This window comes from Prolixibacter sp. DSM 2831 (genome assembly GCF_056493735.1).
In genome coordinates this window covers 4,891,839-4,909,229 of the sequence record NZ_CM151379.1, presented here as the reverse complement: position 1 = coordinate 4,909,229, position 17,391 = coordinate 4,891,839, and the positions used below count along the sequence as shown (strand labels likewise).

The 17,391-nt window shown below is 47.9% G+C and carries 15 protein-coding genes and 1 tRNA gene; 1 reads left to right on the top strand and 15 read right to left on the bottom strand.

Annotated elements, in window-relative coordinates; all coding sequences use genetic code 11:
- Window positions 1-63: 63 nt before the first annotated feature.
- The 7 genes from AC060N_RS20305 to AC060N_RS20275 all read right to left on the bottom strand — a co-directional run bounded on the left by AC060N_RS20305 (window position 64) and on the right by AC060N_RS20275 (window position 7,438).
- Window positions 64-138 (bottom strand) — tRNA-Arg (locus tag AC060N_RS20305).
- A gap of 72 nt (window positions 139-210) precedes the next feature.
- Window positions 211-1,371: a methionine aminotransferase gene (locus AC060N_RS20300; protein WP_479525304.1), complete on the bottom strand. Its 1,161-nt coding sequence runs from the start codon at window positions 1,369-1,371 to the stop codon at window positions 211-213.
- A gap of 118 nt (window positions 1,372-1,489) precedes the next feature.
- Window positions 1,490-2,215, bottom strand: a complete 726-nt coding sequence (recO, locus tag AC060N_RS20295) for a DNA repair protein RecO (protein WP_479525303.1) — start codon at window positions 2,213-2,215, stop codon at window positions 1,490-1,492.
- 4 nt (window positions 2,216-2,219) lie between these two features.
- Window positions 2,220-4,532 carry a type IX secretion system anionic LPS delivery protein PorZ gene (gene porZ / locus AC060N_RS20290; protein WP_479525302.1) on the bottom strand — a complete coding sequence of 771 codons (2,313 nt, stop codon included), beginning with the start codon at window positions 4,530-4,532 and terminating at the stop codon, window positions 2,220-2,222.
- Window positions 4,533-4,574: 42 nt separating this feature from the next.
- A complete protein-coding gene (locus AC060N_RS20285) occupies window positions 4,575-6,584 on the bottom strand; it encodes a YfhO family protein (protein ID WP_479525301.1) in 2,010 nt (669 codons plus the stop codon).
- A gap of 9 nt (window positions 6,585-6,593) precedes the next feature.
- Window positions 6,594-7,172 (bottom strand): non-canonical purine NTP diphosphatase, encoded by a 579-nt coding sequence (locus AC060N_RS20280; RefSeq protein WP_463229532.1) that lies wholly within the window; start codon window positions 7,170-7,172, stop codon window positions 6,594-6,596.
- Window positions 7,173-7,210: 38 nt separating this feature from the next.
- A complete protein-coding gene (locus AC060N_RS20275) occupies window positions 7,211-7,438 on the bottom strand; it encodes a hypothetical protein (RefSeq protein WP_153640722.1) in 228 nt (75 codons plus the stop codon).
- A gap of 281 nt (window positions 7,439-7,719) precedes the next feature.
- Here AC060N_RS20275 and AC060N_RS20270 point away from each other — a divergent pair, with 281 nt between their 5' ends.
- Entirely contained in the window at window positions 7,720-8,031 is a 312-nt protein-coding gene (locus tag AC060N_RS20270) for a hypothetical protein (RefSeq protein ID WP_153640721.1), read from the top strand.
- Here the strand turns inward: AC060N_RS20270 and AC060N_RS20265 are convergent.
- From AC060N_RS20265 to AC060N_RS20230, 8 genes are all read right to left on the bottom strand, one after another.
- Window positions 8,028-9,494 carry a DNA/RNA non-specific endonuclease gene (locus AC060N_RS20265; RefSeq protein WP_479525300.1) on the bottom strand — a complete coding sequence of 489 codons (1,467 nt, stop codon included), beginning with the start codon at window positions 9,492-9,494 and terminating at the stop codon, window positions 8,028-8,030. The genes AC060N_RS20270 and AC060N_RS20265 overlap by 4 nt on opposite strands.
- A 240-nt stretch (window positions 9,495-9,734) precedes the next feature.
- On the bottom strand, window positions 9,735-9,944 hold the full coding sequence (locus tag AC060N_RS20260; protein WP_025862545.1) for a PspC domain-containing protein: 210 nt from the start codon (window positions 9,942-9,944) through the stop codon (window positions 9,735-9,737).
- A gap of 21 nt (window positions 9,945-9,965) precedes the next feature.
- Window positions 9,966-10,469, bottom strand: a complete 504-nt coding sequence (locus AC060N_RS20255; protein WP_479525299.1) for a DUF4252 domain-containing protein — start codon at window positions 10,467-10,469, stop codon at window positions 9,966-9,968.
- 45 nt (window positions 10,470-10,514) lie between these two features.
- Entirely contained in the window at window positions 10,515-12,077 is a 1,563-nt protein-coding gene (locus tag AC060N_RS20250) for a PspC domain-containing protein (RefSeq protein WP_479525298.1), read from the bottom strand.
- Window positions 12,078-12,109: 32 nt separating this feature from the next.
- Complete coding sequence (locus AC060N_RS20245; RefSeq protein WP_025862542.1) at window positions 12,110-12,436, bottom strand: PadR family transcriptional regulator; 327 nt, start codon at window positions 12,434-12,436, stop codon at window positions 12,110-12,112.
- A gap of 18 nt (window positions 12,437-12,454) precedes the next feature.
- The gene (locus AC060N_RS20240) at window positions 12,455-12,910 is read right to left on the bottom strand and encodes a hypothetical protein (RefSeq protein WP_479525297.1); all 456 of its coding nucleotides are present in this window, start codon (window positions 12,908-12,910) and stop codon (window positions 12,455-12,457) included.
- Window positions 12,911-13,549: 639 nt separating this feature from the next.
- Complete coding sequence (gene typA, locus AC060N_RS20235) at window positions 13,550-15,349, bottom strand: translational GTPase TypA (protein ID WP_153640717.1); 1,800 nt, start codon at window positions 15,347-15,349, stop codon at window positions 13,550-13,552.
- Window positions 15,350-15,510: 161 nt separating this feature from the next.
- Window positions 15,511-17,361, bottom strand: coding sequence for a choice-of-anchor J domain-containing protein (locus AC060N_RS20230; RefSeq protein ID WP_479525296.1), 1,851 nt, complete (start codon window positions 17,359-17,361; stop codon window positions 15,511-15,513).
- Window positions 17,362-17,391 lie beyond the last annotated feature (30 nt).

The window sequence follows — 17,391 nt, the reverse complement described above, 5'->3', positions numbered from 1 at the left end:
GTAATTCTTTCGGTGCCGCATCCGGTGTCAAAAACAAAAAAACCTCCTGAAAATCAGGAGGTGTGGTAGCCTCACCAGGACTCGAACCTGGATCTACAGTTTAGGAAACTGTCGTTCTATCCCTTGAACTATGGGGCCATAAAAAACACTGCGCTCGGGCAGTGCAAAAATAGATAAAAATCAGTTACAGACAAGCCGGGCCGTTGGCAATTACCTCGCCGGATCCAACACCGGAACAGCGCACAAACGCTTGGCTGCTTCTTCCAGCACGTCGTTGTTGCGGGCAAAGCAAATGCGCAGCATCCTCGACTTGGTTTTCTCGTGCCGGAACGCTGAAAGCGGCAGCACCGATACGCCGTATTCCTTCACCAGTCGCATGGCAAACTCCACGTCGGTTTCGTCAGAAATATTGCTGTAATCGAGAATTTCGTAGTAGGTTCCGGTCGCCGGAATGATTTCGAAATTGCTTTCGCTCATCAGGCGGTTGAAATAGTTTCGCCGGCCCTGGTAGAAATCGGCAATCTCTTCGTACTTGTTGTCTTCTTCGAGAAATTCAGCCAACGCATACTGTCCGGGCGTGTTCACACTGTATCCCTGGAACTGCTGGATTTTCCGAAATTCGCTCATCAGTTTTTCGGGGCCCACCACGTAGGCAATTCCCCAGCCACTGATTTTGTACACCGGTCCGAAAGAGGAAACCACCATGCTGCGTTCTGCCAGTTCGGGAACCGACGACATGCTGCGGTGTTTCTCTTCATCGAAGACAATGTGCTCGAAAATTTCGTTGGCCAGAATCACAATTCGAGTTCCGTTGGTCAGCCGTTTCAACTGGTTGATGTCCTCTTCGTTCATCACACGGCCGGTGGGGTTCTGCGGGTTGTTGATGATGATCATCCGGGTTTTGGCGTTCATCAGCTTCTTCACCTCGTCCCAGTCGATGTGGAAATCGGGCTTCTTCAGGTTCACGTACACCGGACGTCCGCCATTCAGCTCAATGGCCGAGATGTAGGATTCCGAAACCGGTTCGAACAACAACACCTCTTCGCCTTCCTTAATCATCGCACTGATGGTCGTAGCCATGGCCTGCGTAGAGCCGGCGGTGATGGTGATTTCGGTATTCGGACAGTATTCTTTGTTGTGTAGTTGCTTAATGCGGTCGACGATAACGCGGCGCAGCGGCTCGATTCCCTCCATAGGCGCATAGTTGTTGTATCCTTCCGATACATATTTATGCATCAGCTCAACGAGCTGTTCCGGGCTGGGAAGATCAGAAACCGACAGGGCGAGGTCAATGGCGTTATGTTCTTTTGCCAAGTCAGTCATCGTCGCAATGATACTTCTTCTTGATGTTGGCAATTTTGATGAAACCATATATTCTTTTAGAAGATTGGGGTCAAAAGTAGTAATTATTTGGAAGGCGCAACAGCCTTTTTACACCTACAATTTACTTGATTTTTCGGGAAGAGAAAACGCTTGTGTGAAGATTATGCTACGAAAATAATTCCCTTAGTACCGGGAGGGATTTAATGTGGATGGTGCTCCCGAGATGCAAACTGAAATAGTCGAGCAACGCTTCGAGGTATCGGTCGCGCAGTTTGTGATCGAGTTTCAGCGTTTCGAGCGAGTCGAAATTCACGTGAATCAGCTTTGCAAACAGGCGGCTTTCGTCCTTGTGCAGGTACTCGGAATGCGGAGGCGGCATGGTGACAAACACGCCGTTGCGCAAGTCGAAATACGGTTTTTCTTCGGAATAGTTGTCCCTCGGTCCGAAGCCCAGATAGCGGGCAAACTGCAAGAGAAATACCAGATGAAAGTTGGCAGTTCCTTCAGTTGCCAAGTCGAGGTACTGCACGGCGTGGAACAGGAATTCAAACAATTCCGGACGTGGCTCTTCTTCCTGCAACACCTTGTAGAGGATTTCCGCCAGGAACATCGCCTGTGTCGATTTCCCGATTTCGAACGGAATGGAAGAGTAAGGCACGGCGTTGCGCATCTCCTTTACGCGCTGCAGTTCGCGGCCCGGCTTGTACGATACTTCCATGTCGAGCAGGAAGAGCGGCTGCAACAGGTTGGCTTTGCTGCGCGATTTCTTTCCCCGAACGCCCTGCATCATGAAGGACATCCGCCCGAACGCTTCGGTGTACAGCGTGACAATCATGCTGGTTTCGCCGTAGCGAAGGTAATGGAGGACGATGGCGCGTGTTTTCTGTTGCATGGTTTTACCGGATAAAAAGGAGTTTGGTCACAAAACTCTGGTCGCCGTTTTGGTCGGAGCAGAAAACCAGGTACACACCGGTGTTCACCCGGCGTCCGTATGAATCTTTTCCGTTCCAGATGGCGCGGCCACCGTTCGACGTGGTTTGGAAAACCAGGTTACCGGCAATGTCGGTAATCTTCACGGTCGACTGGTCCATCAAACCATCGATGGTAATATCGCCGTGGTACGTTTCCCTCACCGGGTTGGGAAACACATATACGTTGGCGAATGTTTGGTTACCACCCGATGCATCGCTCATGTACGACTGGATACCATAATCGGTGGCAAAGAATACTTCGCCGTTTTTCGCATTGATGGTTATCGACTTGATATTGTTGGAGAGAAGGGGCGAATTCTCGGTATTGAAATGGCGAATGAGTGTTTGCCCGTCATCCGAGAAGAGAAACGCGCCGGAATTTTTTGTTCCGAACCATTTCCGGTTGCCGCCGTCCACTGCAATGGAGGTCACCACTTCCTTTTCCAGCAGCGGGTGATAGAGACCGTCGCCCAAATCAACACCCGGCTGAATGCCGTAAAAATCGGACGTGTCGAATACCTTATCGGGATTGTAATACTCCACCACACCTTTTCCGGTTCCGACCCACAGGGCGCCATCCTGATCTTCGGCCATGCACTGGATATTGGAATAGAGTTTGGAAATGGTGGTTTCGTTGTTGGAGAAGACGCTTCTCACGGTTAGCTTCCGGTATTTGTCGTCGGTTTGGTCATCAATGGTGCGGTTGTCGTCAAAGGCAAACAAACCCACATTCGTGATGATAACCCATTTGATGCCTGATTTCGTAGCCAGAATATCGCCCACAAAATTGTCGGTGCTTTCCAGTCCCGGATATTTCAGACTGGCCCAGCTGCCGTCTTCTTTCAGAACTTTCACCTGGTGTTCGACCAGTGCATTAGTCATCCAGAGGTTATTATTCCGGTCGAACGACAAGCCGCCAATCCAGCATAGGTTATCGCCATACGCCTCCAGTGGCGAGTTCGATGGATCGTAATGCTTCGTTGCTTCGAGGTTATCGAAAGCAATCAATCCTTTTCCCCATGAAGCGGCATAAAACCTGTCGGGATTTCCGCGTACGGAAGCCACCCGAACCAAATCATTTACATTATCGAGATTCTTCGTGGTATTGGCGTTGATGGTGTGCCATTCGCCGTTAGTTAATAAATGAACTTCGGCGGGCAGGAATACATCGCCGCTCTTGGAACCGGTCGCGGCGAATACCGTCCCATCGCCGGACGAGAGTGAAGCGCCCAAATTATCGGCCGGACCATCGGGAATAATTTGCTGAAAGCTGCCACCCGCGGTTTGCTCAACCATCCCGAATTTGCTGTCGCCGATCCAGAGATTACCGTTGCTTCCGGCAAAAGCATCGACGGGAGATATGCTTTGCCATTGTACAATTTCCGGACTGTAGGTGGTGATAGACGAGAGCGAAGAGCCGTTATACAGATCAACCGACTCACTTCGGATAATCACCAATTGGTCGTTGCTGCTGGTCAGGTTCAGGCAATCGTTGATGCCGGTGAAAGCTGTTTGCCAGTAATTTCCGTTCCATCGGTACAGTTGTTTGGCGGTATTATCGAAAGCATACACTTCGTTTTGAAAAGCAGCGATGGCCGTGAAGTCGTCGGTGTTACCCGGAACCGAGGTTTGCTGTTCCCAGTTGGCGTAATCCTGCAGGTTGGGTTCGTCCTTTCGCGCCCGGTAAATTCCGCTGGCTGTCGCTGCCCAATAATACGTATTATCGATGGCCAGCGCGTTCACCATCACCGAAGCGCCGCCGCTGCCAATCAACCAGGTTTCGCTGATTTCCCGTTTCTCCAGGTTCAGTCTCACGATGCCGAAGCCACAACTGAGGTAGGCATCACTGCCATCGGTGATGATTTGGTTGATGGACTTCCGGGTTAGGTTGGTTTTGCGTTTGATGGCAGAAATGTTGTGCACAGTTTCGCCATCCAGCAAATCGATGTTTCCGTTGGAATAACCAATCACCAGTACGCCTGCCGCATCAGACCAGCCAATGGCTGAAATACCCGCATCCGATAATCCTTCCACCCGGGTGAAGGTTTCTACGCTGTTATCGCTCTGGTTATAACTAAAAAGCCCCTGACTGGTCGCAGCAAACACTTTTCCGTCGGCTTCGGTCACAGCTATCACATCGTTAAACGAAAGATGCGAGCGCCATTGGTACAAAGGCACCTGGGCCTGGGTGATTCCGGTAACCAGTAAAAGCAGGAGGAAGTAAATTCGTTTGTGCATTCCGTCAGGTTTGTTTTCTTGCCCCAAGTTAAAAAAATCGCGTCAGGCAACCGTTTTCTTTTTTCGCTTCCGCAGAAAAGTATCCCAAAGAAGCCACAATACCAGAAGCAAAAAGCTGATGGCTGAAACTGCAAAAGCTGCCAGCACTTTGTTCGGGTGATAGCGGAACCGGATGTGATGTTCGCCGGTTGGCACCGAAATCTTCATTAAGGCTGTGTAGGCCGGTTGAATAGTTGTCGTTTTCCCATCGATGAAAGCCTGCCAGCCGTTTTTGAAATTTTGCAGATACACAAGTTCCGAAGGTCCCTTCAGGGAAACATCCGCTTCGATGTAATTAGCGCCAAATCCGGTGATGGAAATTTGGTTAGAATCATTGCCATTTTCCTTCCGGAAGTAGAGTAACGGATGGTCAATAACCTCTTGAAAAACGGATGAATCTTCAAATGCGAGCCAGTTGCGGTACTGATAAGGCGAATAACCGTCGAAACTGATTTGCTTGTAGAAAGTTGGCACATTCCGCCACAGCGGACGAATATCGGGCGTTCGCTGACGAACGGTGGCAATTCGTTGGTTCAAATTGGGAACTGGAAAACCTTTGGGCAACCGGTTCAACTCAGCTTGTGTTTGAGCCGGCCGGAAATTGTCTATGATCGACATGTGAATGTTGCTCTGAACGGCAAACAACATGTCGATGAAAATAAGACCGGGCAACACCAGTCGCCAGTTCGCTTTCTTCATCCGGAGAACGAAATACCAGAAAACGAACAGGAGAATTTCCTCCAATACCGCCTGCCGGAAAATGGCATGCAGCGCCTTGTCTTCCAGTTTTCCCGTTAGGAAATAGAGCAGGAGAGATACGAACAGCGGGAAAACAAAGAGCGCAACGGATGTCATTCTTCGTAACCGGCGCTTATGATGTGTGATCATCCGGTTGACGAATGTCCCGGCTAAAAGCAGGCTAAAAAACACGAAAAACAGTCGGAAAAGTGCCGGAATGCGGAAGTAGTTGAAAAGGGGCAGTGCGTAATAAATCCATGTGCGCAACGGAAGACTCTGTCCCAGTGACACCGCCAGAAAAAAAATAGCGCCCGCAAAATACCACCATTCGGTTCGTTTCTTTCCTTTGTTAAAAATCCATGCGAACATTAGTATCACTGGTAGGATACCGTGAAATATGTTAATCATCGACTGGTCGCCAATCCAGAATGAGCGACTGTAATTCTGCGCTGCCGGGAAAAAGAGCGAGAGCAGGTCAACCGGATAGAACGGAACCGAGAGCGCCCGCTCCAGCGAGATGCCGTTTCCGCGGTGCATGGCCGGTATCAGGTCGAGCAGCGAAAACCAGACGACAGCACTAACCACGGAGAAAATAACGCCGAGCAACAGATGGCTTTTCCATTGGCGGGCCAGCCGTGCAAATGCTTTGTTTCTGATTTCCCGGTAGGTACGCCACAGAAAAATACCGATGAGAAGATAGACGGTGGTGACAAAAAAGGCGAGGTAACCGCCGGTGAACAGGAAAAAGAGGTAAAGGACCGTCAAAGCCAGGTGGCGCGGTTTTTCCTTTTCGAGGAAACGTAGATAAGCATTGAAGACAAACGGAAGCCAGGCGCCACTAATGATCCAGCCCAGGTGTTGGGCATTTCCCACAAAAAAGCCCGAGAACATGTACCCGATGGAACAGAAGAGCGCTACTTCCGGCAACAGTCCTCGGCTTCGCGTTAAGCGAAACATGCCCCAACCAGCCAGGAAAATGTGCAGTAAAAACTCGAGGCTCAGCGAGTAAAGGGTGTATTTCCCGGCAAGGGCAAAGAGCCAGAAGACGGGATACCAGGTTTGCGGATCGCTGTGCTGTGAAAATCCCAGGAACTGGAACGGATTCCACAAAGGCAACTCGCCATGCCACGCCGTAGCGGTGATGATGAACCGCCACGGAAAGGAGATATCGAGGGCGTCCCATTTGAGCGTGTTGCGAAAAAAGGCTACCTGCCAGAAAGCGGCCAGCACGGCCACCAGCAAAATGAGCAAGGTCTTTTTTCGCGTTAGCTGCATAACGGAGGTTTAGTTTTTCTTCAGGTAGTCGACCAGCTTGGCCACAGCGCGGCCCCGGTGACTGATTTCATTCTTTTCGTCTGCTTCCATTTCGGCAAACGCTTTCTGTTTTCCTTCCGGAAGGAAAATAGGGTCGTAGCCGAAGCCGGCATCGCCGCGTGTTTCGGTGAGGATTTCACCTTCTACAATTCCATCGAATTGCGTCTCTTTCCCATCGATGATTAAGGAAATGACGGTGCGGAAGCGGGCAGTCCGGTTGTTTTCTCCGTTCATTTCCCGCAACACTTTCTTCACATTCTCGCGGGCGTCTTTGGCCTCACCGGCATAGCGGGCCGAGTAAACCCCCGGTTCGCCGTTCAGGGCATCGATTTCGAGGCCGGTATCGTCGGCAAAGCAGTTGATGTGGTAGCGATCCCAGATGTAAAACGATTTCTGGGCGGCATTGGCTTCCAGCGTGTCCCCCGTTTCCGGGATGTCGTCGGCACAACCGATGTCGTTCAGGCTGAGCAGTTCGAACTGTTCACCCAGTATTTCGCGAAGTTCTCTCAGTTTGTGTGGATTGTTGGTGGCAAAAACCAGTTTTTTCATAAATAATCCTAAATGCGTTTGGCACAAATGTAAAGCATTTAGGGCGAATCGTCGTTTTCGTGCGGAAGGTTCTGTGGTTTTTTCGAGCGGGAGTTGAAGAACAAACGGATGGTGATGCATAGCGAAACACCGATGAAGAGCCCGGACAGAAACAGCAACGAAGGGTCGTAGCGGGAAATCACCATCAGCATGAGGCCTGCAATGGCTGAAAGAGCAGCCAGGCCCAGCCAGGTGGTTCGCCGGTTGTTTCTTCCTGATGTATTCATGACCAGCGGTTTTAGTAAGAATAAGGTACGAAAAAAGAGAAAGCGGGGAAAGGGCAATAAAATGCAGTCCCGACTTTGGGATTAAATGTTGAATTCTGGTGGAAAATGAGTTCGGGGACTTTGGGATTGCCTGTATCCCAATTCTTCAGAAACGGGTCTGTTTATCGTCCGTGATAAATATATGAGCAAAGCTTTACAACCAGTTTCGCTGGCGGAGAAAGTATCCGGCATGTAGAGAAAACATCCCGGGAAATAGCGAAAACCACCCGAGCCACGAAGAAATGAACACGACGGGTGAAGAAAACATCTCCGGCCTTGAAGAAATGAACGTGACAAGTAAAGAAAACATCTCCGGGGATAAAGAAAACAACTCCGCGACCGACGCAATGGCAGTCTCGACTGACGCAGTGGCAGTCAGGGGGCGAGCAAAGAACTCAGCGAGCCGTTGGAAGAACTCCGGCGCTTGTTTGGCGAACCTTTCGGGAAGAAAGCGGGCCAGGGGAGGTCGGCGGTCGATGGGAATTTCCTGTAAAAGAAAAAACGGCCGGAAACATCTCCCGGCCGCGTTCAATATTTTGCTCGTCAACTGCTAATTGACCGAATAAGTTTTTGTTTCGATGGCGTCCTGCACCGATTGTGGCAACTCCGACAGGAAGTTGTATCCGGTGGCCTTTTCAATATCCCTAACGGTAACAATGTATTGGGTCCAATCCGCATCGATGTTGTTTGTGTTGGGTGTATTCACGGCCAGAACCGTGGTGGTGGAATCAATCCGGCTTAAATCGTTGTCTCCTGTTTTGAGCATGACGGCTATTTTCCAGATATGGGACGGCACGGCAATATTCCCGTTATCGATGGTGTTAACCGTAGTGCCGTAGTAGCCAGTTCCGCCTTCTCCATACGACCCCATGATGATGTAGATTTCGTAGCCCTTATTCCTGACTTCATCGCGCAGGTAATTTTCTAAATCGGCCCACGTGTGCTGGTTGTTGTTGGGAGCCTGTGGAATCATATTGGTCATCAGGAAGGTGGCTGAATTGGCGTCAACTGAGCTGGTCCGGTCAGCCGAAGGGCAGTTGTGTCCCCGGTCGAATCCGCTTCCGTGGTAGCTGTTATCCTGCACCTGGAACCAGTCGGAGGGCAAATCGGCCCATGCAGCGAAATTGTCCTGCCGGCTCACCGCGTGGGAAATATTCGAAGCATCGAGGTGCCAGCTCACCCAGTTGGGCTCGGCCCGGCTCGCACTGTACGACTCGGTATAATAGCCCATATCGATGAGGTAATTGTCTTTCGAAACGATGGAATTCACGGCATCCGACGGATTTCCCAGCAGCAGGTTGCTGTTGTCTCCTGATGCCGGAGGTGCATCGGTTCCAACGGTCACATCCCTTGGTTCGGCAGCATCGGAAGTGGAACCGCCGCCGCCACCGGTAGAGGTGGTATCGGGCTCGGAAACAGAAACGCCCGGGTCGCCTATTCCTTTGAAGGTAATGTCATCGAGATTTATTCGTGTATCGCCGGTTTTCTGAATTTTGAACCGAACCGCCAGTGTATCGCTGATACTGAACGAGTCGGTTTTCAGCGTGGTGGACGTTTCGGAGATATCGCTCCCGATTTGGGTGTATGTCGAACCACCGTCGTCGGAAAGCATGAGTTTCCAGGTGGAATTACCGTCGTTGCCGAATTTCGCGTGCTTTACATAAAGCATTTGCACACCGTTGATGTCAAAATTCATCGCAACGCTTCCGTTGCGCAACCGCACCGATTGGTTCCCGTCTTTGGCATCGCTGGAAAGATTTCCTAGCAATGCGTCATCAAAGTACCAACTTCCGGTGCTCAGCGTAACGTTTCCGGCAGCATAAGCTGTTTTTTCTCCTTTTTCGAAGGTTTCGGTTAATGAAAACGGCTCGCTGTTGTTGCCGGAACCGGAATCCGTTCCGGTTTGATTGTTATCGGGTGATGTACCCGGAACGTCGTTTTTAGAACAGCTGGCAATGGCCAGGATGACGAAGGCCATGAAAAGCCATCGCTGCAGATTTGTCGGTAGTTTCTTCATATCATAAAAATCCTCTAAAACTCGCTGAAATGGGGGAGTTTTCTGTCAGTTAATGATTGGTAGGTCCAAACTTAGGAAAATTACAACGGATAAAGTGTTAAAATTGAAAATGGAACCAGCGGTTATCCGGTTTGAGGATATAAATATGCGATGGAGCGCTCAGATGCGGAAGTTAGAAAACAAAAAAAGAGGCAGTGCATTCGAAAAACTGCCTCTTCAAAGGGTTGCCCGAAAGCCTGACTAGTACCCGCTATGATAACGATAGTCAGGTTCGGGCATAATGATGGCCAGCACGAAATAGAGCACTACCATCAGCGGATTTATAAATGATAATACGACCCACGCTATTCGCACGAATACCGGGTCCATTTGTGGATTCAAATATTCGGAGATGCCGCCGCATACGCCAAGTAAGCTTTTATGATATGAGCGGGTTAATCTTTTCTGCATAGCTAACTAAAATTTTGTTGGTTAAAGATCTATCTGGCTTTCGCCGATTGATTTCAACTCATCGAGGTTGCGGACATCCATGTCACCATAAAAAGAGATGAGGCAGTTCAATCCATTCGGATTATCATTTCCAATCACAATGTGGCATTCGCGCACTTTACGCTTATTGCCTTTAATCCAGAAAGAAACATTATCGGACGGATCGCTGTCTTCGGGTTCTGCCTTTTTGTAGTGCATTCGCGATAGCTTGTGGTTCATCATCCGGTAGAAATCTTTATGCAGTTCCGCTTTTTTCGGATTGAAAACCATGATCCGGATCTCTTTCAAATCACCGGTTACTTTTTTGTTTTCGTCGTCCAGTGTCAGGTCAACAACATCGAGCATACTCTTCGATACAGAGAACCAGGAGAATCCGTCCTGTTGGTCAAATTCGTTGTAAATCCGGTACGATTTACTTTGCCCGTTGGAGACCAGTGAGGTCAGCAACAGTGCAATCATGATTTCAATTTTATAAATTAAACTCATCTCGGTTTCGTTTTTATGGATGAATTATGGTGTCCGGCAAACCGTTTATTTTGCCATTGAAAGCCCCTGAGGTGTCATGGTCCAGAACTTTCCAACCATGTCGCCATCCCAGGTATTGGTAGTATTTTCGATGTCATTGATTATTTTAACCATTCTGTCGCCGAGATAAACGGTCTTTCCTACCGGAAGACGAAGAATGATATGTACTTCCTGATCGCGCCACTGTTTTCCTTCTGCAATTTCGAACCAGGGTGAGAAGTTGACCAGCGAATCTTTGATGACAATCTTGTAATTAGCATCTTCCGCATTGTCCTGTGCCATGTCGATGGTCTTTCCGCGGGCCTTCGAACGGATAATCAGTTCCGGTTCTGTACCGGAAGTCGACTCAATATCAAAGGTCGGGTGGCCTACCAGTACAGTACGTCCGTTGAGCGAGGCAATGCGCATATCGTCAAATTGAATATCATTGTCGATGTAATCGCGGTACTCATCCGGAGCCAGTTTCAGGTACAGTGTATCGGCTTTTGTTGTTATTTCGCGACGTTGTGTATAAGTTCCCTGACGTTTGAAGTAGTTGACTTTGCTAATGCCGGTCCCCAGTAAAATCATTAAAGCAATAATCCAGAGCGCGAAGGCGGAGAGGCCAACTGCTGCATTATTCGATTTGTAACGGAAAACCAGTTTGGTGCCGAGGTAAATCAGTGCCAGCAGTGGAATTCCAACCAGGGCGGCAACGGAGATCATCAGCCAGTTCAACGTGTCGGTTCCCACATAGAAGTGAAAGAAATTCGGAACCACATGACTACCCCACGGAACAATTCCCAGGAAAGTATTCGAGATGAATAACGAACCGACTAATCCAATAATGGTGAGTAAGCCGCCGATAATCAGGGCAACGCCAATAATAATGACGATGACTTTGAGTATCACGCGCAGAACGGAACCCAACACACTACCTGCTTCATTTATTTTGTCCCGCCCGCGCTCGTACGAAGGGGAATTTCGGAACTTTTGATAATTTTTTTTTACGTCTTGAAATTCATCCTTGATGGTCTTTTTGATGTTGTCGATGTTGACATCCTCACCCCGCATCTCAAGGCGTTGCGAAGTGGTGATGGCCTTTGGGACAACGATCCAGAAAATCAGGTAAAGCAACACGATAATTCCATGAGAAATCAGGAAGAGTAAAACGAACGCCAGACGGAAAATCACCGGGTCAAGATTGAAATAGGCACCCAATCCGCCGCAAACACCGCCTATTACCTGGTGTTCGGGATCGCGGTAAAGCCTTTTTCCTGTCCGGAACGTCCGCTTCTTGTGTTCTGTTGGTTCTTCCTCCTCCTCTTCAGCGGCAAAATCTGATGGCCGGCCCATCACTTCGATTACCTCTTCTACATGTTGAATGGTGACCACATTGCCGTCGGATTTTGTCTTTTCCTGGAAGAGTTCAGCTATACGGGCTTCAATGTCCATAATGATTTCTCTTCCTTCCGGATCGGAACCGAAGTACCGGTTGATGTCGAGAAGATAAGCCTGTAACTTATCGTAAGCATCTTCATCGATGTGAAAAACGGTTCCGCTGATATTGATGGTTAGTGTTCTTTTCATGTCCAATGTTTTTGTGTTTCGGGCGATTCCAGTTAACTGTTTTTGATTTCAGCGACAGCTCCGACCAGTTCCTGCCACGAGCCTTCCAGTTCGGAGAGGAATTGGCTGCCGTTTTCGGTTAATTCGTAGTATTTCCGGGGAGGTCCCTGTGACGATTCCTCCCAGCGATATCCGAGCAGACCGGCATTTTTCAGCCGCGTGAGCAGCGGATAAAGGGTGCCTTCCACCACAATCATGCGTGCCGACTTCATCTCCCCGATGATGTCGGAAGCATAGGATGGGCGCTTGGAGAGTATCAGGAGAATGCAGTACTCCAATACTCCTTTGCGCATTTGTGCTTTTGTATTTTCCAGTTTCATTGCGGTCCCTTTCTTTATCTACATCAGCTGGCAACTAACCGGGGCGTCCTGGGGTTTGGTGTCCGGGTTCGGTTCGTTGCTGTTTTTCAGCTTGGTAGTTCCACTAGTACTTGTATGGCTATTGTTATTTGATGCTTTTGTGTCTTTGAGTGTTTTGTTGTCTTTCTTTAACGGAATGGGGTTAGCAATCCGGGTATGTATCGGAAGGCTTAACACTTTTTCGGAAGCGTTCTGCTTGACTTCTTTTTTATGTTTCTGTTTATTCTTCATGAAATGAGCTTCCATTTCGGTGACAGTTGCATCGACCAATTTTCCGGGAAGTCTCAAAAGAACAGTTGAAATCACCGTGCTCTTTGAACCTTCTCCAACCAGCAGGGAAGCGGGGTGAAAGCCGGCAGCTGGTGTGCAGGAATTTAAAAACAGCATTGCTGCCAGTGCCAGGGTTACCGTGATGTGATTTCCTATTCGTTTCATCGTTTTTTAATTTACATTTTCAAAAATACCTTTTAAGGCATTGAAGTATGTAATGCAAATATATGAACAAAGAATGGTACTATGCAATACAAAGTAGTATATTTTTCCGAAAAAGATTTATTTTTTGAGGTGAGACAAAGTTAATAGCAGTCTGAAACCCTTTAATTTAAAAGAGAGACTGGCAGTTTGTGAGAATGAGATTTTTGCCAGATTTTTTTTGAGATAAACCGAAAAATTCAGCTCATTTTGAAAATTATGTCTTCTTCCGGAAGGAAAAATGAAAGGCTGCCTGCCGAAAAATAGTCCGGAGGCAGCCTTTTGGGGTTTCAAGATTGGTTATCTAATTGGGCTTACTGTTACAATTATTCTTTTCTTAAATGATGCTAATAAACGCCATTTATTCTTTTGAGGATTTTCAGAATGTAAAGGCAAACTTTCAAATCGTAAATATTTTACACAGCTGAGGCTAGACAGTGTATAAAATATGGGGAAGCAATTATTTCTTTCAGGTGGTAAAAAAGTCGACAAAGCAATTCATGAAATTCTGAAATATTGCGAAATAAAGTCGTCGACAAAAAGTAAAGGCATAAAAAAACCACCCCGGTTTGGAGTGGTTTCTGTAATATATATTGGGTGAATTTATTTCTTCGAGGCGCGTTTCCGTTCGTTTTCATCCAAGAGGATTTTACGAAGACGAATGGATTTTGGCGTTACCTCTACATACTCATCTTTCTGAATGTATTCGAGGGCTTCTTCCAGACTAAATCGGATGGGCGGTGCCAGACGTACTTTGTCGTCGGAACCCGATGCGCGCATGTTGGTCAGCTTTTTCGATTTGGTTACGTTGAGGACCAAATCGCCTTCGCGGCTGTTCTCACCAACAACCTGTCCGGCATAAATCTCTTCCTGTGGGTCGATAAAGAAACGTCCGCGATCCTGCAGTTTATTCAACGCGTAAGCGAAAGCGGTTCCGGTTTCCATGGCAATTAATGAACCGTTCAGTCGTGTTTCGATAGGGCCTTTAAACAGGTCATATTTATGGAAACGGTGCGACATCACTGCTTCTCCCTGGGTGGCTGTTAGCATGCCGGTACGCAGACCGATGATACCACGGGAAGGAATCTCGAATTCGAGGTGAATACGATCGCCTTTGCGTTCCATGTTCATCATTTCTCCTTTACGGCGGGTAACCATATCCACAGCAGTTCCGCTCATCTCTTCCGGAAGGTCGATGTGCAGCAATTCGACAGGTTCGTGTTTCTCTCCGCCGATTTCACGGAAGAGAACCTGAGGCTGCCCAACCTGGAGCTCGTATCCTTCGCGGCGCATGGTTTCAATCAAAACCGACAGGTGCAATACGCCTCGTCCGTGTACGTTCCATGCATCAGCCGATTCGGTGGTTTCGACACGCAGTGCCAAATTCTTTTCCAGCTCCTGCATCAACCGGTCGTGGATGTGGCGGCTGGTGACAAATTTTCCTTCTTTACCAAAGAAAGGAGAGTTGTTGATAGTGAACAACATACTCATCGTGGGCTCGTCGACTGCAATCGGGTCGAGTGGTTCCGGATTTTCGAAATCACAAACCGTATCGCCAATATCGAAACCGTCAATTCCGACAAGGGCACAAATATCGCCGTTTTGAACCGTCTCCACTTTTTCACGACCAAGGCCGGTAAAGGTTTGCAGTTCTTTGATTTTCGTCCGGATAACTTTACCATCACGCTTCACCAGCGAAACATTCATGCCTTCTTTCAGCTCGCCCCGGTTGACCCGGCCAATGGCAATTCGTCCGACATACTTGGAGTAATCGAGCGAGGTAATAAGCATCTGCGGAGTTCCTTTGTTTTCGATGGGAGCAGGGATATGCTCTACAATCGCGTCAAGCAAAGGAATAATATCGTCGGTTTTCTCTTTCCAATCGGTACTCATCCAGCCCTGTTTGGCAGAACCGTATACGGTTGGGAAATCCAGCTGTTTTTCTGTCGCGTCAAGCGAGAACATCAGGTCGAAAACCTCTTCCTGAACTTCTTCCGGACGGCAGTTGGGCTTGTCGACCTTGTTAATGACAACGATGGGTTTGAGCCCCAGCTGAATGGCTTTCTGCAATACGAAGCGGGTTTGCGGCATGGTTCCCTCAAAGGCATCTACCAGCAACAACACACCATCGGCCATGTTCAGTACACGCTCTACTTCGCCTCCAAAATCGGAGTGACCAGGCGTATCGATGATGTTGATTTTAATATCCTTATAAACAACAGAAACGTTTTTTGACAGGATGGTAATTCCCCGTTCCCGTTCCAAATCGTTGCTATCGAGGATCAGTTCGCCCGGTTTTTGGTTATCACGAAAGATCTTCGAATGAAGTATCATCTTGTCAACCAGTGTCGTTTTTCCGTGGTCGACGTGGGCAATAATGGCAATATTGCGAATGTTCTGCATCTTCAAAAATTTAGTCGGCAAATATAGGAATTAAATCCGTGTACTATTTTGAGTCTGAAAGATTAAACCAAACCATAACATTCGCTTAAACCATAGTGGAGGTATGGGTATGAAAAAAGGGGGCAAATGCCCCCTCTTAATAAAGTGTATTTTAATCGGATTTATTCGACAGGAGTTGGTCCTTCTACCAGTTCGAAACTTGGGTCGGGTCCTGACTTGGTGCACTGAAAAGTTACGGTGTATTTACCATAACTACCGTCATTTTCATAAGAGCTGAAAGTGACAATGTACATGACATCCACACCACTTACCTGAGCGACAGCATTCGGGAATTTCGCTTTCAACATGACTGCAACGCCTTCAGCAACGCGCTGCATAATCAAAGCACTTGCATCTTCTTCCGAAAGATCAACATATTCAGATTGAGTAAAATCTCCGGTAGTACGCTTGACAATACGGAGGTCGAAGTTATTATAATGAGAGTTTGCACCATAGTAGAACTCGCCTGTTCCGTAGCTGTCAACCAGATTCTTGGTGTCCGGATTGGCTTTTACTGCATCAACGACGAGTTGATAGTCGGCTGACGACATGGTGAATTTAACGGTCGGGTCAAAGATCCACTTGGAGCCAACGTTGATGAACTGGTCAGTTTTAACTTCAATCGGATCATACTTGGTCCATTCATTCATGCTGAAACTGTATTCATCAGCGCGGGTCGAGGTGCCACCAGAGTAGTATTTATAAACAACAGCCAGTTTATCACCATCCTGAGCATACGGATATTTTATCGACAGGAGCTGAGGCAGGTAGTCATCCGGGTTATCGGAGCTGGAGAAGTTGTTGTATTTACCCGGTGCGCCCATTGCGTCATAATCATCGGGATTCACCACATATGCGCGTTGATCTTTGGCCCAGGTTCCGCCATTCAGTTGGTAAAAGTCACTCATGAAGCTCACTTTCGGCTGAATTCCGGACACAACCAACTGATCAACTTCCCATGTCGCTGCGTTGGTATCGGATGAGGTATATTTCAGAGCAATATAGATGGTTTGTCCTGCGTAGTCAGAAAGACTAACACGTTCAGAAGTAACAAAATCCCAGTTGCTTCCCGTAGGTAAAGTGGATATATTGATTTTATTCCAAGTTGCAGTAGAGATGTCGGTACCATTGTAATCAGTAGAAACCAATACACTGAGCTGATCCCACTGATCGTTGAGATAATTGATGGCTTGTGTTATCTGCATATTTGGGGAAGCATAGTCGCTCAAGTCAATAGCAGGTGAAACCAGCCAGTCTTCATTGACTTGAGCCCCTCCTGAATATCCCGACATTTTTGCATACTCATCTGAGCTATATGAGGCGGCATACCAACTCTGGTCACCGGCGACACTAAATGTTTGGAAATCGCCAAGCGATCCACTGAAGTCTTCTTTGAAGATATTCATCATCGACCCTTCCGGATTGTCGGATTGCGCATATTTATAGGTGACCATTTTCAATGTGCCATCCGCTGCATCAGAATATTTTCCGGCCAACAGAGCTGGAAGATATTCTTCTGGCGGGTAAGAAGGAGAAAAGAACTGGTTTACCTTTACTTCTCCCCCCACTGCTGCATAATCCGAACTTTGTAAATAATATGTTCCTGCGTCAGTGTACTCTGCCAGGTAAGCTTTCGGACCGTTGTTGAAATTGTAGGCTACCTTGGCCACCGAGTTTTTACCCAGTGCCGGGTGCAGGCTTTTCAAAACAGCCGGTACATAGTCTGCTGCAAAACCTTCGGGAAGAGAAAGGCTCGATTTGATGTATGAAGCCGTTGTTGAATCTTCTTTGTTGGCTGCAACTGCGAGTGCTTCAGATGAGATTGTTGAATAATCAGCATCCGAGAGGGTGTATTCAAATTCTGCCGTAGGCGCTTCTTTCTGCTGATCCAACTGGTTATTGATATCTTCCATCGGATTACAGCCTGCCAGAGCAACAGCAATGATGATCAGAAATTTATATAACTTATTCATTCTTATCAGATTTTTCACGGTTAAATCATT